Genomic DNA, 19,246 nt, shown 5'->3' with positions numbered 1-19,246 from the left:
TTTAACAGTACATCATTATCACCATCATATCTGCTAGACGGAATTGATTGAGATATAGTATGTTAAAAATCAAAATAATTAAAAACCGTCTGAGTAAATAGACGGTTTTTTTGTTTCTAAATTTATCCCGGGAAATTTTTCAATTCAACCATTTTATTTGCTCAGACACAACAAAAAGTGAAATGAGTAAATTAAAAATTGCGATCCAAAAAAGCGGACGGCTTTATGAGGATTCTCTCCAACTTCTGAAAGACTGCGGTATTTTCGTAAACAACGGGAAAGATCAGCTTAAAGTTTCTGTGGAAAATTTCCCTATGGAAATTATGTATTTGCGAAATTCCGACATTCCTCAATATCTAGAAGATGGAGTGGTAGATGTTGCCATTGTCGGCGAAAATCTTTTGGTCGAAAAGCAGAAAAATATTGAAATTATTCAGAAGCTAGGCTTCTCGAAATGCCGCGTTTCTTTGGCTATTCCAAAAGATGTTGTATCAGATGATATTAATTACTTTCAGGGTAAAAAAATTGCTACCTCTTACCCAAATACTCTTAAAAATTTTCTTCAAAAAAATAATGTTTCTGCAGATATTCACATTATCTCAGGTTCAGTCGAAATTGCTCCAAATATCGGTCTTGCCGACGGAATCTGTGACATTGTAAGCTCTGGAAGCACATTATTTAAAAATGGTTTGAGAGAAACCGTGACTCTGTTAAAATCGGAAGCTGTTTTAGCAAAGACTTCCCAATTAACTGAAGAAAAGGGAATTATTTTAGAAAAATTTCTGTTCAGAATTCAGGCTGTTTTACGGGCAAAAAACTCCAAATACATTTTGATGAATGTGCCGAACGAAAAAATTTCAGAGATCTCCAATGTTCTTCCTGTCCTAAAAAGCCCGACTGTAATTCCTTTAGCGGAAAAGAATTGGAGCAGTATTCATTCGGTCATTGATGAAGAGCGATTCTGGGAAGTCATTGATGAACTTAAAGAAAAAGGTGCTCAGGATATTTTAATTATTCCAATCGATAAAATGGTGATTTAATATGCAGATTAGTAAACATCCGGAAAAAAATACGTGGTCAGAATTAATAAAACGGCCTATTATAAAAAGAGAAAAGATTACTGAAATAGTTGCAGAAATCTTTAATAACGTTAAAGAAAACGGAGATCAGGCATTAATTGATTTTAATAAAAAGTTTGATAGAGCTGAAGTTAAAAATATTAATGTTTCTCTGGAAGAAATAGAAAATGCGGAAAGTCTAATCAGTGACGAATTAAAAAGTGCTATTCAAAGGGCAAAAGAGAATATTACAAAATTTCATGCATCTCAAAATATTGAAATTGAGAAGATTGAAACTACAAAAGGAGTTATTTGCTGGAGAGAAAATCGAGCGATCGAAAAAATAGGAATCTACATTCCGGGAGGAACAGCGCCTTTATTTTCAACGGTTTTAATGCTTGCCATTCCTGCAAAATTAGCCGGTTGCAAAGAAATCATCTTATGTACGCCGCCTGATAAAAATGGAAATATAAACCCAGCAATTCTTTATACGGCAAAACTTTGCGGAGTGACAAAAATATTTAAAACAGGTGGTTCTCAAGCTATTGCAGCGATGACTTTTGGGACTGAAAGCGTTCCCTGTGTTTACAAAATTTTCGGACCGGGAAATCAGTTTGTGGTGGCAGCAAAAGAATATGCTCAAAATTTTGGAGTATCAATTGATATGCCTGCAGGACCAAGTGAAGTGTTGGTGATTGCCGATGAAAAAGCAGTTCCTGCATTCTGTTCGGCAGATTTGCTTTCTCAGGCAGAACACGGAAGTGACAGTCAGGTTATTTTTATTTCTACCGATGTGAAAATTTTTAATGAAACGATTAAAGAAATAGAAAAACAAGTTATAGAACTTCCAAGAAATGAATATGTTCAGGAATCATTGAAAAACAGTTATTTTATTTTATTAGAAACTATCGACGAAGCCATTGAATTCAGCAATTTGTATGCTCCGGAACACTTGATTTTGGCCGTTGAAGATTTTGAAAATTCTATTTCGAAAATTCAAAATGCGGGCTCCGTTTTTTTAGGAAATTATTCTTGTGAAAGTGCTGGAGATTATGCGAGCGGAACCAATCATACACTTCCTACAAACGGTTTTGCGAAGAATTACAGCGGAGTTTCTTTAGACAGTTTTGTGAAGAAAATTACATTTCAGCATCTGTCGAAGGAAGGACTTCAGAATTTAGGAAAAACAATAGAAATCATGGCAGAAGCGGAAGGTTTATTCGCTCATAAAAATGCCGTATCCATCCGATTAAATCAAGACAATGAAAGAATTTAACATCAATAAATTAGTGCGAAAAAACATACTGGAATTACAGCCTTACGTAAGTTTCAGAGATCAGAATGAATTTGAAAATCCGGTTTTGTTGGATGCCAATGAAAGCCCGTTTGGAGAATTCAACCGTTACCCCGATTCCACACAGAAAAAATTTAAGCAAAAACTGTCTGAAATAAAAAATATTTCAGCGGATCAGATTGCTGTTGGAAACGGAAGCGATGAATTAATCGATCTGATCATTAAAGTTTTTTGCGAACCTAAGAAAGATTCTATTCTAATGATGAATCCGTCGTTTGCGATGTACAGTTTTTATGCATCTGTCAATGAGAATAAAGTGCTAAAGCTTGATTTAAATGAAAATTTTGAAATTGTAAAAGACAATTTTTTAAGCCTTACACGGGAAAATCAAATAAAAATATTCTTTCTGTGTTCTCCGAATAATCCGACTGGAAACTGTATTGAAGACATTGAATTCTATGTGAAAAATTTTAACGGAATTGTCGTAGTTGATGAAGCTTATATAGAATTTTCAGAAAAAAAATCGAGCGTAGAATTGCTGGAACGTTATCCGAATCTTATCGTGGTCCAGACTTTTTCAAAAGCATGGGGAATGGCTGGGGCAAGAGTCGGGATTGCTTATTCGTCTAAGGAAATCATTAAATGGATTAATACGGTGAAAGCTCCGTATAATGTAAACTCTTTAAGTTTAGACTTAATATTGAAATCAATTGAAAGTCAAAGAAAAGTGAATGATAATGTAAAAAATACTTTAATTGAAAAATCATGGCTAAAAGATGAATTTCAAAGGATTAATTGTATTAAAAAAATACATCCAAGCGATGCTAATTTTTTTCTGATTGAATTTGAAAATGTGGAAGCTGTTTATAAAAAATTGCTTGAAAACGAAATTCTGACTAGCAAAAGAAGCCCGCAAATCCAAAATTGTATCCGGATTAATATTGGAAATAGGGAGGAAAATATTCAATTAATTAAGGTTTTAAAACAGTGTGAAACCTTATAGGTTTTGAAAACCTATAAGGTTTAGTAAAGTAAAATTAAAAGTAATTTAAAATGAAAAAAGCATTATTCATAGACCGCGACGGAACTTTGATTATTGAACCTCCGATTGATTTTCAGGTTGATTCATTAGAAAAATTAGAATTTTATCCCGGCGTTTTTCAGAATCTTTCAAAAATTGCCAAAGAACTTGATTTTGAACTGGTCATGGTGACCAATCAGGATGGTTTGGGAACTGAAAGTTTTCCATTTGAAGATTTTATAAAACCTCACGAAAAGATGTTGAAAGCATTTGAGAATGAAGATGTTGTTTTCAACGATATTTTAATTGATAAAAGCTTTGAACACGAAAATTTACCGACAAGAAAACCGGGAACCGGAATGTTTGGAAAATATATTTATGGAGATTATGATCTTGGGAATTCTTTTGTCATCGGTGACAGACTGACGGATATTCAGTTAGCAAAAAATTTAGGTTCTAAAGCCATTTTTATCAATGTTATTCAGAATGATGAAGCTGAGCTGACCACGGAAAGCTGGAGTGAAATTTATTCTTATTTGAAACAAATTCCGCGAAAAGCCAAAGTTTCAAGAAAGACGAATGAAACAGATATTGAAATTGAAGTTAATCTCGACGGAAGCGGTAAGTCTGAAATTTCGACTGGACTTCATTTTTTTGACCATATGCTTGAACAGATCTCAAAGCACGGAAATTTAGATCTAAAAATTGCGGTAAAAGGCGATTTAAAGGTTGATGAGCATCACACGATCGAAGATACGGGAATTGTTTTGGGCGAAGCTGTTGTAAAAGCTTTAGGAAAGAAAAAAGGAATCGAAAGATATGGTTTTTTGCTTCCTATGGATGATTGTCTTGCGTGGGCTGCCATAGATTTTGGCGGCAGACCGTGGCTGGTTTGGGAAGCTGATTTTCAAAGAGAAAAAATAGGTGATGTTCCGACGGAGATGTTTTATCACTTTTTTAAATCGTTTACAGATTCTTCAAAAAGTAATCTCAACATCAAAGCTAAAGGAGAAAATGAGCACCACAAGATTGAATCCATATTCAAAGCTTTCGCAAAAGCGATAAAAATGGCTGTAAATCAATCAGATTCAAATTTTAATTTACCCTCAACCAAAGGAAGTTTATAGGATGATTGCAATTATAAAATACAACGGAGGAAATGTAAATTCCGTACAAAATGCACTTAACAGATTGAATGTAAGTTCTGTTTTTACGGATAATTTTGATCTGATCCGGAAAGCTGATAAAGTAATTTTTCCGGGTGTTGGCGAAGCTTCTTCAACGATGAAAATTTTAAAAGAAAAAAGTCTGGATCGTTTAATTCCGACTTTGAAACAGCCGGTTTTAGGAATTTGTTTGGGAATGCAGCTGATGTGTAAAAATAACGAAGAGGGAAATACAGTCGGGATGGGAATCTTCGATATCAGTGTAAAGAAATTTCCTTCGGAAAACATTGTTCCGCACATGGGCTGGAATACGATTTCAGAGCTTCAATCGCCAATTTTTTCCGGAATTGAAGAGGAGAATGATGTCTATTTTGTACATAGTTTTTATTGTGAACTGTCAAAAAATACAACTTCGGTTTGTGATTATATTTTGCCTTTCAGTGCGTCTTTGCAGAAGGATAATTTTTATGCAATGCAGTTTCACCCAGAAAAATCGGGGAGAGTTGGAAGCCGGTTATTAGAAAATTTTTTAAAACTTTAATTATGCGAATTATTCCTGCCATAGATATTATTGACGGAAAATGTGTACGTCTCTCAAAAGGAGATTACAACACGAAAAAAATTTACAACGAAAACCCGGTAGAAGTTGCCAAAGAATTCGAAAGTTTTGGAATACAGCATCTTCATTTGGTTGATCTTGATGGTGCAAAATCAAAGCATATTGTTAATCAGAAAGTGTTGGAGAAAATTGCAAAAGAAACTTCTTTACAGATTGATTTCGGCGGTGGTCTGAAAACTCTGGAAGATATTCAGATTGCTTTTGATTCCGGTGCTAAACAGATTACTGTTGGGAGTATTGCTGTTCAGGATCCTGAGTTTTGTTTTGAATTGATTAAAAAATTCGGAACAGAAAACATCATTTTAGGAGCCGATTGTGATAACAGAAAAATAAAAACCTCAGGCTGGCTGGAAGAAAGTGATCAGGATGTGATTGATTTTATTCTCCGATATCAGGAAAATGGCGTACAACATGTTATCTGCACAGACATTTCTAAAGACGGAATGTTGGAAGGGCCCTCCACAGATTTATATCAGGATATTTTAAGCCGAGCTTCTGTTCAGTTGGTTGCAAGCGGCGGAATTTCCGGGATTGAAGATGTGTATAAAATGAAGGAAATCGGATGTGCCGGAACAATTATCGGAAAAGCGATTTATGAAGGGAAAATTGAACTGAAAGAATTACAGAATTTTGTTTAACCGCAAAAGTTTTAACACATAAGTTACAGAAGAGTTTTAATAATTCTCTTTATAAAAGAGCACATCAGTTTAGAAAATCAAAGATTTTCTGTTGAGTCCCGAAGGGACGATTTATCAAAGGATAGGATAAAATCCTATCAAAACATATTAATTAAAGTAAAAATGTTAAAAAAAAGGATCATCCCATGTCTGGATATTAAGAATGGAACAACAGTAAAAGGAATCAATTTTGAAGGTTTGATAAACGCCGGAGATCCAGTTGAATTGGCAAAAAGATACGAAGAGGAAGGAGCCGACGAACTGGTTTTTCTCGATATTACCGCAACCATTGAAGAGCGAAAAACTTTCGCCGATCTGGTGAAAAAGATTGCTAAAGAACTGAGTATTCCATTTACTGTAGGAGGCGGAATTTCTACGGTTGAAGATGTCAGAAAATTATTGGAGGTGGGAGCGGATAAAATAAGCATTAATTCTTCTGCGGTACAAAATCCTCAGTTGATTTCTGAGTTGGCAAAAGAATTTGGAAGTCAGTGTATTGTTGTGGCAATTGATACGAAATATACCAATAATGATGATTGGGTTCACATTAAAGGAGGTCGGGAAATTACTGGTCTGAAAACTCTGGAATGGGCAAAAAAAGCTGCAGAATCAGGAGCCGGAGAAATACTTTTAACCTCAATGGACGGGGACGGAACAAAAAATGGATTTGATGTAAGAATAACAAAATTAATTGCCGAAAATGTAAATATTCCGGTTATTGCTTCTGGAGGAGCTGGAAAAATTAAAGATTTTGAAAGTGTTTTTAATGAAACCAAGGCTACCGGAGCTTTAGCGGCAAGTGTTTTTCATTTCGGAGAAATAAAAATCCAGGATTTGAAAAGTGAATTAAAATCTAAAAATATAGCCATACGATGAATATTAATTTTAATAAAAATAATGATGGTTTAGTTCCTGTAATTATTCAGGATGACAGGACGTTACAGGTTCTCATGCTAGGATACATGAATGAAGAAGCCTTTGAAAAAACAAAAAAGGAAGGAATTGTAACCTTTTTCAGTCGTTCCAAAAACAGACTTTGGACAAAAGGTGAAGAATCCGGTAACTTTTTAACGGTAAAAAGTATTGATATTGATTGTGATCGGGATACGGTTTTAATAAAAGCTGTTCCCAAAAATGTAGTTTGCCACACCGGAACTTTCAGCTGTTTTGGTGATAAACTTCCCAAAGGTTTTTTATATGAATTGGAAAGTAAGATCAGCCAAAGAATCAACGAAAAAGCAGAAGGTTCTTACACGTATTCTTTATACCGGAAAGGAATTAATAAAATGGCTCAGAAAGTAGGAGAGGAAGCCGTAGAACTGGTAATCGAAGCAAAAGATAATAATGATGATTTATTTAAAAATGAGGCTGCAGATCTTTTATATCATTATTTAATCTTATTGAAAGCTAAAAATATCAGTTTAGAAAATATTGAAGAAATACTTTTATCCAGAAACAAATAAACCTGCTTTCGCAGGTTTTGTTATTTATTGATAATCACTTTTTTCGTAATTGATTCGCCTTTAGATTTTACTGTGCACATATACACTCCGTTTGACAGCTTAGAGACATTAATTTTTGTTTCATTTTCATGTGCTGAAACCAATTTTCCACCCATATCATTGATTTCAAAACTGAAATTTTTAATATGAGAGGGAAGCTCTACATTTAGAACATCTTTAGCAGGATTAGGATAGATTTTAACAGATTCCAGCGCATTGGCATCAGACTCTTTTGTTCCTAAAACTGAGGTAGCCACCGCAAAATGCTGCAAAGCTCCTACTGCTGCTTTTCCGACATTAAAAACATAGGTTGGATCAACGTTGGCAAAAATATCATTTACAGTATGTTGGTTTCCGCTAACCGGAGTTTCGTAAAATCCTGTAATGATATCTCCTTTAGCTTCGAAAGGAACATAATCTGATGCATAAGCATTTGACATTGTCGTCTGCAAAGGAGAATATAAAGTTGTACAATTGGCCAATTGCTGAGTCATTGCTAAAGAGGGTGCATTATTGGCTGTTCCGCCTGCAGAACTCTGATCGCTTTCACAAACTATTGTATTGCTTGGATTTGACAGTTTCCCACCAACCTGATCGATATTAAAGACAACTTTTAAATTCAATTGTCTAACATTATTATTGAAAATAACATTATTCACATAATGATTACTTCCAATCAAACCTTGTTCTTCACCTGAAAAATGAATGAATTTGACAGAATATTCCGTAGGAACATCCTTCAGAATTCTTGCAGCTTCCAGTAGAATAGAAGTCCCGCTTCCGTTGTCACTTACTCCCGGACCGGTAATCGTATCATAATGTCCGCAAATAATCACATAGATATTAGGATAAACGGTTCCTGTTTTGGTTATAATTAAATTTTTTGAAGTATTTCCATTGTAAGTAAAACTATCTTCTGTAATCTGACTTGCATCATAGCCGAAAGACTGATATTTAGCTTTAAGCCAATTCAGGGTATTCGTATTAGCTGTAGAACCTGTAGTCTTTATTCCAAGATTTTCAAACTCCTGCAAAAGATTAGTAATATTTGTCTGAGAAACCTGATTAGCTCTAGTCTGATAAGCCTGAATAAAGCTTTGTGCCTGAAAACTGTATGATGCTAAAGAAAGAAGAAGAAGACCTGTTAATTTTTTCACTTTAAAATGTACTACTTTTAATATTAGACAAATGTAAATAATAAAAAAATCCCGAGCAAAAAACTCGGGATTTATATTGATAACAAAATAGTTTACATTATTTTACTTGATCTACAACTGCTTTGAAAGCTTCAGGGTGATTCATTGCTAAATCAGCCAAAACTTTTCTGTTAAGCTCAATGTTGTTCTTTTTAAGAGCTCCCATAAACTGAGAGTAAGACATTCCGTGCTCTCTTGCACCAGCGTTAATACGCATGATCCAAAGTGATCTGAAGTTTCTCTTTTTCTCTTTTCTACCACGGTAAGCATATTGCATTGCTTTTTCTACCGCGTTTTTAGCAACAGTCCAAACGTTCTTTCTTCTACCGAAAAAACCTTTAGCTTGTTTCATGATTTTTTTTCTGCGAGCTCTAGAAGCTACGGCATTTACTGATCTTGGCATAATTTAAATTGTTTTTTTGAAAAGGGCGGCAACATTTGTTGCTCTTTGGTGCACCGTTTCAGGGTTAAAATGTTGAATTGTTATTCTTATAAACCGAATAAAGGATTTATAAAAACTACTTAATTGCTAATTGACGTTGTACACTTTTCTCATCCACTTTAGCTACATAAGAAGTCGTAGTAAGATTTCTCTTCTGCTTCGTTTCTTTTTTAGTTAAGATGTGGCTTTTGTAAGCGTTCTTTCTCTTGATCTTACCTGTTCCGGTAAGAGCAAAACGTTTCTTAGCACCTGATTTCGTTTTTAATTTTGGCATTGTTCTGCTTTTTTATGTTTTTGTTATCAATATATTTTATGTATCAATGAATCAGTTTACCAGTTTACCAATATTGTTATATTAATACATTGTTAAATTGTTACATTGATTTTGGGCGTGTCCCTCACTCGTTCATTCCGCTTCGCTCCATTCACTCATTCGGGTCGGGCTATTCATTACAAGTCCTCGCTCAGCAACATTTCCATCACTTGCTGTGGGCTTTTCATTACTATCCCTCACGCAGATAATTGGTGTGCAAAATTACGAAAAATAATAATACGAAAAGAGACTTTCATAGAAAATCTCTTTATGTTTATCGTAAATCATCCGGTTTCTATCACCAAATGAATGTAGTTTGATTATTTAGCCGGCTTTTTAGGACTCATCATCATAATCATTCTCTTACCTTCAAGTTTAGGCAATTGGTCTACTTTACCGACATGCTCCAATTCCTGAGCAAGTTTTAAAAGCAAGATTTCACCTTGATCTTTAAAGATAATCGAACGACCTTTGAAAAATACATAAGTCTTCAGTTTAGATCCTTCTTCTAAGAATTTTTCAGCATGCTTCTTCTTAAATTCATAATCATGTTCGTCTGTCTGAGGTCCGAAACGAATCTCTTTTACGACTACTTTCACCTGCTTCGCTTTAAGCTCTTTCTGTTTTTTCTTTTGCTCATACAAGAATTTTTTGTAATCAAGTACTCTTGCAATAAAAGGTTCCGCCTTATCTGAAATGACAACCAGATCCAGCTCCTGATCTTTAGCAATTTGTCTTGCTTTATCGATAGGATAGACCCCCGGTTCTACATTATCGCCCACCAAACGAAGTTCTCTTACACGAATCTTATCGTTAATCATGTGTGCGTCCTCCTGTTGTGGACGTCTTTGTGGGCCTCTGTTGTTAAATCTTTGTGCTATTGTATTAAATTTTATTGGTTAACTTTCTATTTTTTATCATTATTCTGAGCAAAATCACTTCACTCAAATAATCTGATTTAAGCATTAAACTCAAATCCTGTTTTTGACGCTTCTTTAAAATAAGTAACGAAGTCTTCAATTTTCATTACTCCAAGATCTCCTTCGCCTCGTCTTCTTACAGAAATTGTGCCATCCTTCTCTTCATTTTCTCCCACTACAATCATAAATGGAATCTTCTTCAATTCGGCATCACGGATCTTTTTACCCGTTTTTTCGTTTCTGTCGTCAATTAATCCGCTAATATCGTGATTTTCTAAAAGTTGTGAAACTTTTTTAGAATAATCTACATATTTTTCACTAATCGGCAAGATGATAAACTGATCCGGAGCCAGCCACAATGGGAAATCTCCTGCTGTATTCTCAATAAGAATTGCAATAAATCTTTCCATAGAACCAAACGGCGCTCTGTGAATCATTACCGGTCTGTGCTTTTCGCCGTCGCTTCCTGTGTACCAAAGATCGAATCTTTCAGGCAAATTATAATCTACCTGAATGGTTCCAAGCTGCCATTTTCTTCCTAAAGCATCTTTTACCATGAAATCCAGTTTAGGACCGTAGAATGCTGCTTCACCATATTCAGTTACTGTATTTAACCCTTTTTCGGTTGCTGCAGTTACAATTGCATTTTCTGCTTTCTCCCAGTTTTCATCAGTTCCGATGTATTTTTCTTTATTATCCGGATCTCTTAATGAAATTTGTGCCGTGAAATCAGCGAAACCTAATGAACCGAAAACGTAAAGAACCAAATCAATTGTTTTCTTAAATTCATCCATCAACTGATCCGGAGTACAGAACAAGTGCGCATCATCCTGGGTAAATCCACGAACTCTTGTTAATCCGTGAAGCTCACCACTTTGCTCGTATCTGTATACTGTACCAAATTCTGCATATCTTTTCGGCAAGTCTCTGTAACTCCATTGTGAAGTTTTGTAGATCTCACAGTGATGCGGACAGTTCATTGGCTTCAGCATAAATTCTTCTCCTTCATTTGGAGTTTTAATCGGCTGGAAACTGTCTGCTCCGTATTTATCCCAGTGACCGGAAGTTACGTATAATTCCTTCGCACCGATATGCGGAGAAATTACGAATTCATAACCTGCTTTCTTCTGAGCTTCTGAAAGGAAATTCTCTAATTTTTTTCTCAACGCAGCTCCTTTTGGCAACCATAACGGCAGACCTTGACCCACTTTTTCTGAGAAAGCAAAAATTCCAAGTTCTTTACCCAGTTTTCTGTGGTCTCTTTTTTTAGCTTCTTCTAAAAGTTCAAGATATTCTGTTAAATCTTTCTGTTTTGGGAAAGAAATACCATAAACTCTTGTTAACTGAGGATTTTTCTCATTCCCTCTCCAGTATGCTCCGGCAGCATTTAAAATCTTCATTGCCTTTACAATGCTGGTGTTCGGAATGTGTCCTCCACGACAAAGATCTGTGAAATTGTCGTGTGTAACGAAAGTGATTTCTCCATCATTAAGATTAGAAATTAATTCTACTTTATATGGATTGTCTGCATACACTTTTAAAGCTTCTTCTTTAGAAACCGGATATAAAGAGAATGTAGAACCTTTTTTAGCATTTTCTAAAACTTTCTTTTCTATCTTTTCAAAATCTTTATCAGATAAACTTTCGTCACCAAAATCTACATCATAATAGAATCCTTTTTCGATGGCAGGGCCAATCGTCAACTTAGCATTAGGATAAAACTCAAGGATTGCCTGCGCCAAAAGGTGGGCAGAAGAATGCCAGAAAGCTTTCTTTCCAAGATCGTCATTCCAGGTCAACAATTGTACCGTAGCATCCGTGGTTATAGGTGTGGTAGTCTCTACTTGTTTGTCGTTTACAACTGCGGAAATGGTATTTCTAGCCAATCCCTCGCTTATAGATTTTGCCACATCTAGCGGAGTAACTCCCGCCTCGAATTCTCTGACACTATTGTCTGGAAGTGTAATTTTTATCATTGTTTACTAAGAAATTTTAAGATGCAAAAATACGCATTTTTTATATCTTTAAAAAATACTGACGTTATATTTCATTAAAAATACAATTTATTTCAAATTTTAGCGTTGGCAGAAATTGAAATTTTAAAATTTAAAGACTCATTTAAACAAAAAATACTAAGCTCTCACTTAGTATTATCTGTTTTTCCTGATTTATTTTTTGAAGACTTTTGAACATCTTCTTTATCTACATCAGAAGGATTTTGTTTTTCTGAAGATGCCGGAATATCTCTGAAATCTTCGTTCTGTTTTTTTGTTTCTGCAGAATTCGCAGATTCTTTCTTTTTTTTATCGTCTTTTGAATCCATAATTTTGAATTTTTAAAGTCCAAGAACACCGAGTTTCCCGGTCTGATCTTCGATTTTATAATTCAAAGCCTTTGCCAAAACGAAAATATTGTTGAGATTTTCCATCAATTGTTGGTGACCTTCACTTCTCAGTTTATTCTGATCAACAGATTTGATAGCGGTTTGCTTAGCTTTATTCTGAACATTTTTAATATCCTTCTCAGAAATCCTGTTGATGAAAGAATCATCGACAGACTGAATTTCCACACTTGGCGTAATTCTGATATCTGCATTGGGTAGCTCTCTGATAATCAATCTCTTGTTGATCGAGTCAACTTCCATTTTCATCTTGTTTAAATCATAGGAAACCTGAGCATTGGTTTTGGTGTACGTAATAATACTGTTGCTCGTCATTTCTTTTCCTAAGAATTCATAGCCGAATTTTGTTTTCTGCATGGCGGAAAAATCCTGTTCCAGAACAACCATTTTATTCATTTTAGAAATCTGATTGGTCAGAATATAATAATCTGACTTTTCTGTTTTTTCGGTTGGCTTAAAACAAGACCTGAAACTGAAGAAGAGAATCAGCATCAGCAAAACTCCCGCAATAAATGGAATAAGTAATCTTAAATTTTTCAATTTTCTTTTTTAAATATTTCCTTAATAACCGATGAATCATCTTTTTTCAGAATCTCAACAAGATCCCTTTCAATGTAGCCTGTTGTCGGCATCTCGATGATTCTTCCAATTTCCTTGCCATATTTTTGAACAATAATGGTAGGAACTTTAGAAACATTATATTTAGATTCTTCTCCGTTTGGAGATTCTTTCTTACGGTTCACCGCAATAATCGTCAGTCTTGAATCCGGATATTTTACTTCTTCCAAAATCTTCATCAATCTTGGAAAATCACGGTGACTGTCTTCACACCAGGTTCCCATAAAAACGACAAGATCATAAGCTGTAATTTTATTTTTTTTTAGTTCAGCTACAGCTTTCTGGTCCATTTGGTATTCATTGAACTCTTTCGTATACCATTCGGAATAAGGTTCTTTAACGAACTGATCTTTCAATTGCGCTCCTAGAAGCATTTTTCCATCGTTGGTTTCTACTTCACGGTTTACCACTGCTTTCTGAGCATAAGACTGTTGTGCAGCCAATGCCAAAACCGAAACGGTAAAAATATTCGTAATTAATTTTTTACAAATCATTTTTATATTATTTTTCATTGTATTTGTGAATCTTTGATTTCATCTATTTTTCAATTATTGTTTTTAAATCTGCAGGAGAATAGTATTTGTTTTTCAGAACTTTATGATCTGCTTTTCTGTACACATTAAATTTTTCTCCTGATTTTTCATAGAAAGATTCTACTTCTTTCGCCGCATAAAACTCAACAGTTTCCTGAGCCTGGTCTTCATTATCACAAGCTTTAGACATATTCGAACGCTGAACCTCATCAAATAACTCAACAAATTTATTGCCTAATCCGAACTCTAAAACTGCACCACTCAAAACGTACTGCAAATCACACAACGCATCTGCAATTTCTACGATATTATTATCTGCAATGGCTTGTTTTAATTCGTTTAATTCTTCCTGCAAAAGTTCAACTCTAAGATTGCATCTTTCCAGTGAAGGAATTTGCGGAGTATCTAAAATAGGAGCTTTAAAGGTTGTGTGGAATTCTGCTACTTGGTTCAGGCTGTCAATTTTATCCATGTTTTTTTTAATTTAAGGCAAATATAAAAATTAGGAATGACAAAACATCATTGATGATTAATGAAAGATGATTGATTTTAATAAAACAAAATCAAGCTATCATTTATTAATAATCATTCATCAATCATAAAAAAAGCTGCCCGTTTCCAGACAGCCTTCTTTCTCAAGGTTAATTAAGAAGATAATTAGTTTTTAATAAATCTTTTGGTGATTTCTCCGACCTGGATCATATAGGCACCTTTCACAAGACCACTTACATTCACAGATCCTCTCTGAAGTTTTCCTGAATTGATTAGTTTTCCACCCATATCGAAGATTTTGTAATCTTCACTTGCCGTATTTGAAACATTTAAAACATCTTTTGCAGGATTAGGATATAATTTAAGATCAGTAATCAGATCTTTAGTTACAAAATCATCACCTCTTCCTGATGAAACAATATTTAAGGTATAATCTTCAACCTGTCCGTACGTATAAGAACCGCAAGAAGATGAAGGAACTGAATTGTACTGCATCATTACTCTCATTCTTGTTGTTCCAATGGTTGGTGTCGAAGGAATGGTAATTGTTCCTGTTACCGGACTTGTCTGCGAACCTGTTTTTGTCCACGCTAATTCTCCGCTGTCAGTAAAATCGCCATCTCCGTTATAATCAATATAAACAGCATAAGCTTCGTTGTATTTGGTTGAAGTCCAAACCGGAGTTATAGAAACTGTATAAGCCGAACCTCTTGTAACATTTGTAGAAATTGCAGTAAAGTTTTCATAACCAGCAGTTCCATTTGAAGTATTGTTAATTGTTCCGAATTTTACATTTCCGATTCTTTCATCTGAAGTATTGGTTGCTGTTGCCGAACAATAAGTAACTGTACTTCCCGCAAGTGTGGTAACAGAAACGGTATTGCTTGAAACGGAATTGTTTCCTGCCGCATCTTTAGCTTTAACAGTGAAACTATACGTTGTAGAAGGCGTTAAACTCGTTACCGTGTAAGAAGTTGAAGCCGTAGATCCAATCAAAGATGAACCTTGATAAACATCATATCCTGTTACCACAACATTATCTGTTGCACCTGACCAAGAAAGATTCGTGGTGGTGGAAGTTGTTCCGGAAGCTGTCAAACTCGGAGCAGTCGGTGGAGTAGTATCTGTACTTCCCGAACCTGCATTTACAGTAATATTGGCATTATTTACATCAAAGAAAATATGATTCGAACCTTTTACCATAATTCTTCCTGTTGTTGTAGAAACATTTGGAATCATTACTGCTTGAGAGCCATCATTCGAAGTTCCTGCAAGTAGAGTAGTCCATGTATTCCCGTTGTCTGTAGACCAAAGAATGTCTACATTAGCTGCGTTTACACCATTTGCTGTAGTTCCTGCAACATTCCAGGTAACGGTTTGAGAAGTTCCACCGGAATAAGTGGTTGCTGTATTTTGAGAACTTACTGAGAAAGGTCCTGCAGTTCCGTTTACCGTAATCACTGCATCGTCAGAATTATTCCCTGAACCTCCTGCTCTATTATCACGAACGGTAAATCTGAAATTATATGATCTTGCAACATTTGATAAAGCTTCTACTGTGATTTCCGAACCAGCTGTAGTAGTTGCACCTGTTAAAACTGAAGCCATTCTTGGAAAATATCTTGTCGGCGAAGTTGTAGGAGTCCAGGATCTGAAAGTAGGGCCTGATGCTTTTGTTGCACTTGCCGCTGAACTCGCTCCCGTTTGTGAAGAAGATGCATTGTTCATTTGTTCCCAGATGTATGTTAAAGAATCTCCGTTTGCATCGGTTCCTGAACCTGTTAACATAAAAGGCGTTCCTTTCGGTATCGTGTAATCTAAGCCCGCATTTGCCGTAGGAATTGAATTTCCTGTACTTGAACTTGTTGGGCAGGTTTTAGCTTTAATATTATCTGTAATTTGCTGAATACTGATTGCATGGAAGAAAGCATCTGAATGCGGTTGAATATCCTGACTTGTAATTCCCGCATATCCCATAATAGTAGAGCCTGAACCTGGTTCCATATTCACTCCCGTTCCTTCATTACTCATTGAAAAAGTGTGATTTCCACCAAATTGATGACCTAATTCGTGCGCTACATAATCGATGTCAAAATTGTCTCCCGAAGGAATCGCATCTGCAGGAGAAGTATAACCACTTCCTTTTGAACCATTCACACAAACACAACCGATACAACCTGCATTTCCGCCACCTCCCGAAGCTCCGAACAAATGTCCGACATCATAATTAGCTTCTCCAATTACAGACGTTAAAGTTGATTGTAGCTGAGAATTCCAATTGCTCATTCCTGAAGCCGCAGAGTATGGATCTGAAGAAGCACTGGTGTAAATTACTGCATCATTATTGGCAATCAAAACCATTCTTGCTGAAAAATCTTTCTCAAAAACACCGTTTACACGGGTCATCGTATTATTCATCGCTGCTAAAGCGTTGGCTTTTGTTCCTCCAAAATAAGCAGTGTACTCCCCTGTACAGGATAAAGCAAGTCTGAATGTTCTCAGTTTAGCATCATCTGCGTTTGGTCTTGCCTGAAGATGATCCATTCCTGAAACTCCTTTTTGGGCAACATCGATTACGGTACATTCAAATTTGTTTAGATTATCTTTCTTGTCAGATTTTCTGTAAACAACATAAGTAGAAAGATCTTTTGTATAAGGTTCAATAAAAACAGCAGATTTATCATCATAAATCTCCATAGAAGATAAACCGAGTGGAGAAATACTGAAATAAACCGTAGAGTTTGAATCTCCAAAACCTTCTCCGACATAAGATTTAATATCGGGATATTTCGCAGCAAGCTGGGGATCAAAATTTGAATTTTCTCTCACTTTGAAATTTTCCATTTTTCCTTCAGAATTAGGGAAAGAAATGATAATTTCTGATTTTTCTCCAACAGCTAATCTTTTGGGCGCTTTTGTTAAAGCGTTTTTCAATCCATTAATATCTAAAGTATAGATTTTAGGACTGTTAATCGTTGATTTGTTTTCGAAAATTTCTGAATTTGCTTTTGTAGACGTTTCAGACCAGAGACGACCAGTCTGTGCGAATGAAATGCCTGAAACAAGCACTCCAATCACCAATAGTTGTTTTTTCATATAAATCTATTTATGATTATGGTATACCAAAACTAAATAAAAAATATTTACGAAAAACAAAATTATTTAAGAAAATTTTAGAATTTTCATACAAACTAATATGCAATACATTAAATATATATCAATTGTATTTCACATTAAAATGAAAATAGCACACGCAAAACACGTGTGCTATTCAATTTGTAATATTCTAACCCTTAAAATCTATCATCAGCAGTTGGCCCGTACAATCCGGGAACTTTATTTCCTGTAGATCTTAAGTAAACAACCAATTCACCTCTGTGATGATACAAATGATTATACAAAAACGAACGAATTACCTGAACTTTTGGCATTGGAGGAAAAAGTACATTTCCTTTCATTTCCATTTTCCATTCATTAAAATATGCGCTTTCATCGGAGTTTTCTATCACCTTTTGGGCTTTAGACACATTTTCTTCAAACTTAGCGACAATATTTTCTGCTTTAGAAATATCTCCTTTATCGTATGCGTAAGTTCCCATATCGAAAACATCCTGATTAAAAGTACTTTCAAACCAATTATAAACTTCTGCGATGTGGGAGGCTAATTGAGCCGTCGTCCAGTTTACATCCGAAGGTTTCCAATCTAAAGCACTGTCCGGAATTGCTTTTAAAAGTTTTCTTGTATTTTCTGCTTCATGCAGAAATTCGCCTAATAACGCTTGTTTAATCATTTGTGAAAATTTTAGAAAAAATTATTTCGTAATATCTCTTCCGATAACCAATCTCTGGATTTCAGAAGTTCCTTCTCCGATTGTACACAATTTAGAGTCTCTGTAATATTTTTCAGCTGGAAAATCTTTTGTATATCCGTAACCACCAAAAATCTGAACTGCATTATTAGAAATTCTCACACAAGCTTCAGATGCATACAATTTTGCCATTGCCCCTTCTCTTGTCATTTTCTGTTTTGCGTTCTTTAAAGTAGAAGCTCTTTGAATCAATAATTCTGCAGCATCAATTTCTGTTGCCATATCTGCCAACATAAAATTAATTGCCTGGAAATCTGCAATCGACTTCCCGAACTGCTTTCTTTCTTTTGCATATTTTAAAGCTGCCTTGTAAGCTCCTCTTGCTGTCCCTAAACTTAATGCAGCAATAGAAATTCTGCCACCGTCAAGAATTTTCATTGCCTGTTTAAAACCTTCACCAACTTCTCCTAATCGGTGAGAATCAGGAACACGAACATTATCAAAAATAAGTTCAGCAGTTTCAGAAGCTCTCATTCCAAGCTTGTTTTCTTTTTTACCGGAAGTAAAACCTGCCATTCCTTTTTCCAAAACGAAAGCTGTCGAATTATTTTTAGCACCCACTTCACCAGTTCTGGTCATGACAACGGCAATATCACCTGAAATTGCATGAGTAATAAAGTTTTTTGCCCCATTGATAACCCATTCGTCACCATCCTTAACAGCAGTAGTAGACATTCCTCCCGAATCCGAACCTGTATTGTGCTCTGTTAATCCCCAAGCTCCGATTACTTTTCCGGTAGCTAATTGTGGAAGCCATTTGTTTCTTTGCTCTTCGTTTCCGAATTCATAAATGTGATTCGTACAAAGTGAGTTGTGTGCAGCAACTGAAAGACCAATTGATGGGTCAACCTGAGAAATTTCATCCAGAATAGCAACATATTCGTGATAACCAAGACCAGAACCACCATATTCTTCAGGAATTACAATCCCCATGAACCCCATATCACCCAACTGGTGAAAAAGTTCCTTAGGAAAAGTCTGACTTTCGTCCCACTCCATAATATTAGGTCTGATATTTTTCTCAGCAAATTCTTTTGCTGTTTCCGCTATCATCTTAATGTTGTTCATCGTTTCTGTATTCATATTATAATCGTTATTTCCCAAAGATACTTAAATTGCGGAAAT

Annotated in this window: 20 protein-coding genes; 8 read left to right on the top strand and 12 right to left on the bottom strand. The window is 35.3% G+C overall.

All coding sequences use genetic code 11. The features are described 5' to 3' along the window. The first annotated feature begins 182 nt into the window (after window positions 1–182). The 8 genes from hisG to hisIE all read left to right on the top strand — a co-directional run bounded on the left by hisG (window position 183) and on the right by hisIE (window position 7,298). A complete protein-coding gene (gene hisG / locus ACR1PN_RS10270; RefSeq protein WP_433979968.1) occupies window positions 183–1,040 on the top strand; it encodes an ATP phosphoribosyltransferase in 858 nt (285 codons plus the stop codon). Between the two features lies 1 nt (window position 1,041). Continuing rightward, window positions 1,042–2,334, top strand: coding sequence for a histidinol dehydrogenase (gene hisD, locus ACR1PN_RS10265; RefSeq protein WP_433979967.1), 1,293 nt, complete (start codon window positions 1,042–1,044; stop codon window positions 2,332–2,334). After that, a complete protein-coding gene (gene hisC, locus ACR1PN_RS10260; protein WP_433979966.1) occupies window positions 2,321–3,355 on the top strand; it encodes a histidinol-phosphate transaminase in 1,035 nt (344 codons plus the stop codon). The genes hisD and hisC overlap by 14 nt, the downstream gene beginning before the upstream one ends. 50 nt (window positions 3,356–3,405) lie before the next feature. Continuing rightward, window positions 3,406–4,500 (top strand): bifunctional histidinol-phosphatase/imidazoleglycerol-phosphate dehydratase HisB, encoded by a 1,095-nt coding sequence (hisB, locus tag ACR1PN_RS10255; protein ID WP_433979965.1) that lies wholly within the window; start codon window positions 3,406–3,408, stop codon window positions 4,498–4,500. 1 nt (window position 4,501) lies between these two features. Then, the gene (gene hisH / locus ACR1PN_RS10250) at window positions 4,502–5,080 is read left to right on the top strand and encodes an imidazole glycerol phosphate synthase subunit HisH (protein WP_433979964.1); all 579 of its coding nucleotides are present in this window, start codon (window positions 4,502–4,504) and stop codon (window positions 5,078–5,080) included. A 2-nt stretch (window positions 5,081–5,082) separates the two neighbouring features. After that, a complete protein-coding gene (hisA, locus tag ACR1PN_RS10245; RefSeq protein WP_433979963.1) occupies window positions 5,083–5,796 on the top strand; it encodes a 1-(5-phosphoribosyl)-5-[(5-phosphoribosylamino)methylideneamino]imidazole-4-carboxamide isomerase in 714 nt (237 codons plus the stop codon). A 162-nt stretch (window positions 5,797–5,958) separates the two neighbouring features. Further along, window positions 5,959–6,711 carry an imidazole glycerol phosphate synthase subunit HisF gene (gene hisF / locus ACR1PN_RS10240; protein WP_433979962.1) on the top strand — a complete coding sequence of 251 codons (753 nt, stop codon included), beginning with the start codon at window positions 5,959–5,961 and terminating at the stop codon, window positions 6,709–6,711. After that, window positions 6,708–7,298 carry a bifunctional phosphoribosyl-AMP cyclohydrolase/phosphoribosyl-ATP diphosphatase HisIE gene (hisIE, locus tag ACR1PN_RS10235; RefSeq protein ID WP_433979961.1) on the top strand — a complete coding sequence of 197 codons (591 nt, stop codon included), beginning with the start codon at window positions 6,708–6,710 and terminating at the stop codon, window positions 7,296–7,298. The genes hisF and hisIE overlap by 4 nt, the downstream gene beginning before the upstream one ends. Window positions 7,299–7,318: 20 nt before the next feature. On the opposite strand, the gene ACR1PN_RS10230 is transcribed toward hisIE, so the two are convergent. The 12 genes from ACR1PN_RS10230 to ACR1PN_RS10175 form a co-directional block, all read right to left on the bottom strand. Further along, entirely contained in the window at window positions 7,319–8,494 is a 1,176-nt protein-coding gene (locus tag ACR1PN_RS10230) for a M28 family peptidase (RefSeq protein WP_433979960.1), read from the bottom strand. A 97-nt stretch (window positions 8,495–8,591) separates the two neighbouring features. Then, window positions 8,592–8,936, bottom strand: a complete 345-nt coding sequence (rplT, locus tag ACR1PN_RS10225; protein ID WP_378171760.1) for a 50S ribosomal protein L20 — start codon at window positions 8,934–8,936, stop codon at window positions 8,592–8,594. 115 nt (window positions 8,937–9,051) lie between these two features. Then, window positions 9,052–9,249 carry a 50S ribosomal protein L35 gene (rpmI, locus tag ACR1PN_RS10220; protein WP_034676300.1) on the bottom strand — a complete coding sequence of 66 codons (198 nt, stop codon included), beginning with the start codon at window positions 9,247–9,249 and terminating at the stop codon, window positions 9,052–9,054. 359 nt (window positions 9,250–9,608) lie between these two features. Continuing rightward, window positions 9,609–10,109, bottom strand: coding sequence for a translation initiation factor IF-3 (gene infC / locus ACR1PN_RS10215; protein WP_378171757.1), 501 nt, complete (start codon window positions 10,107–10,109; stop codon window positions 9,609–9,611). Between the two features lie 137 nt (window positions 10,110–10,246). Beyond that, a complete protein-coding gene (thrS, locus tag ACR1PN_RS10210; RefSeq protein WP_433979959.1) occupies window positions 10,247–12,184 on the bottom strand; it encodes a threonine--tRNA ligase in 1,938 nt (645 codons plus the stop codon). Window positions 12,185–12,348: 164 nt separating this feature from the next. After that, entirely contained in the window at window positions 12,349–12,531 is a 183-nt protein-coding gene (locus ACR1PN_RS10205; RefSeq protein WP_378171753.1) for a hypothetical protein, read from the bottom strand. Between the two features lie 12 nt (window positions 12,532–12,543). Further along, window positions 12,544–13,149, bottom strand: coding sequence for a DUF4230 domain-containing protein (locus tag ACR1PN_RS10200; RefSeq protein WP_433979958.1), 606 nt, complete (start codon window positions 13,147–13,149; stop codon window positions 12,544–12,546). Beyond that, window positions 13,146–13,721, bottom strand: a complete 576-nt coding sequence (locus tag ACR1PN_RS10195) for a TlpA family protein disulfide reductase (RefSeq protein ID WP_433979957.1) — start codon at window positions 13,719–13,721, stop codon at window positions 13,146–13,148. Before ACR1PN_RS10195 ends, ACR1PN_RS10200 begins: the two co-directional genes overlap by 4 nt. 43 nt (window positions 13,722–13,764) lie before the next feature. Then, window positions 13,765–14,232: a hypothetical protein gene (locus ACR1PN_RS10190; protein ID WP_378171749.1), complete on the bottom strand. Its 468-nt coding sequence runs from the start codon at window positions 14,230–14,232 to the stop codon at window positions 13,765–13,767. Window positions 14,233–14,417: 185 nt separating this feature from the next. Next, the gene (locus ACR1PN_RS10185; protein WP_433979956.1) at window positions 14,418–17,348 is read right to left on the bottom strand and encodes a reprolysin-like metallopeptidase; all 2,931 of its coding nucleotides are present in this window, start codon (window positions 17,346–17,348) and stop codon (window positions 14,418–14,420) included. 197 nt (window positions 17,349–17,545) lie between these two features. Next, the gene (locus ACR1PN_RS10180; RefSeq protein WP_433979955.1) at window positions 17,546–18,043 is read right to left on the bottom strand and encodes a DinB family protein; all 498 of its coding nucleotides are present in this window, start codon (window positions 18,041–18,043) and stop codon (window positions 17,546–17,548) included. A gap of 21 nt (window positions 18,044–18,064) precedes the next feature. Then, window positions 18,065–19,204 (bottom strand): acyl-CoA dehydrogenase family protein, encoded by a 1,140-nt coding sequence (locus ACR1PN_RS10175; protein WP_433979954.1) that lies wholly within the window; start codon window positions 19,202–19,204, stop codon window positions 18,065–18,067. Window positions 19,205–19,246: the final 42 nt, after the last annotated feature.

It is taken from the genome of Chryseobacterium sp. RLHN22 (genome assembly GCF_051011795.1).
GTDB lineage: Bacteria > Bacteroidota > Bacteroidia > Flavobacteriales > Weeksellaceae > Chryseobacterium > Chryseobacterium zhengzhouense.
The sequence above is the reverse complement of the archived record's forward strand: the minus strand, read 5'-3'. Positions and strand labels throughout refer to the sequence as shown.

Bases quoted from the DNA above. Each gene is read 5' to 3' on its own strand.
- hisG (WP_433979968.1), top strand. From the start codon at position 183: ATGAGTAAATTAAAAATTGCGATCCAAAAAAGCGGACGGCTTTATGAG.
- hisD (WP_433979967.1), top strand. From the start codon at position 1,042: ATGCAGATTAGTAAACATCCGGAAAAAAATACGTGGTCAGAATTAATA.
- hisC (WP_433979966.1), top strand. From the start codon at position 2,321: ATGAAAGAATTTAACATCAATAAATTAGTGCGAAAAAACATACTGGAA.
- hisB (WP_433979965.1), top strand. From the start codon at position 3,406: ATGAAAAAAGCATTATTCATAGACCGCGACGGAACTTTGATTATTGAA.
- hisH (WP_433979964.1), top strand. From the start codon at position 4,502: ATGATTGCAATTATAAAATACAACGGAGGAAATGTAAATTCCGTACAA.
- hisA (WP_433979963.1), top strand. From the start codon at position 5,083: ATGCGAATTATTCCTGCCATAGATATTATTGACGGAAAATGTGTACGT.
- hisF (WP_433979962.1), top strand. From the start codon at position 5,959: ATGTTAAAAAAAAGGATCATCCCATGTCTGGATATTAAGAATGGAACA.
- hisIE (WP_433979961.1), top strand. From the start codon at position 6,708: ATGAATATTAATTTTAATAAAAATAATGATGGTTTAGTTCCTGTAATT.
- rplT (WP_378171760.1), bottom strand. From the start codon at position 8,936: ATGCCAAGATCAGTAAATGCCGTAGCTTCTAGAGCTCGCAGAAAAAAA.
- rpmI (WP_034676300.1), bottom strand. From the start codon at position 9,249: ATGCCAAAATTAAAAACGAAATCAGGTGCTAAGAAACGTTTTGCTCTT.
- infC (WP_378171757.1), bottom strand. From the start codon at position 10,109: ATGATTAACGATAAGATTCGTGTAAGAGAACTTCGTTTGGTGGGCGAT.
- thrS (WP_433979959.1), bottom strand. From the start codon at position 12,184: ATGATAAAAATTACACTTCCAGACAATAGTGTCAGAGAATTCGAGGCG.
- ACR1PN_RS10205 (WP_378171753.1), bottom strand. From the start codon at position 12,531: ATGGATTCAAAAGACGATAAAAAAAAGAAAGAATCTGCGAATTCTGCA.
- ACR1PN_RS10195 (WP_433979957.1), bottom strand. From the start codon at position 13,721: ATGATTTGTAAAAAATTAATTACGAATATTTTTACCGTTTCGGTTTTG.
- ACR1PN_RS10190 (WP_378171749.1), bottom strand. From the start codon at position 14,232: ATGGATAAAATTGACAGCCTGAACCAAGTAGCAGAATTCCACACAACC.
- ACR1PN_RS10185 (WP_433979956.1), bottom strand. From the start codon at position 17,348: ATGAAAAAACAACTATTGGTGATTGGAGTGCTTGTTTCAGGCATTTCA.
- ACR1PN_RS10180 (WP_433979955.1), bottom strand. From the start codon at position 18,043: ATGATTAAACAAGCGTTATTAGGCGAATTTCTGCATGAAGCAGAAAAT.
- ACR1PN_RS10175 (WP_433979954.1), bottom strand. From the start codon at position 19,204: ATGAATACAGAAACGATGAACAACATTAAGATGATAGCGGAAACAGCA.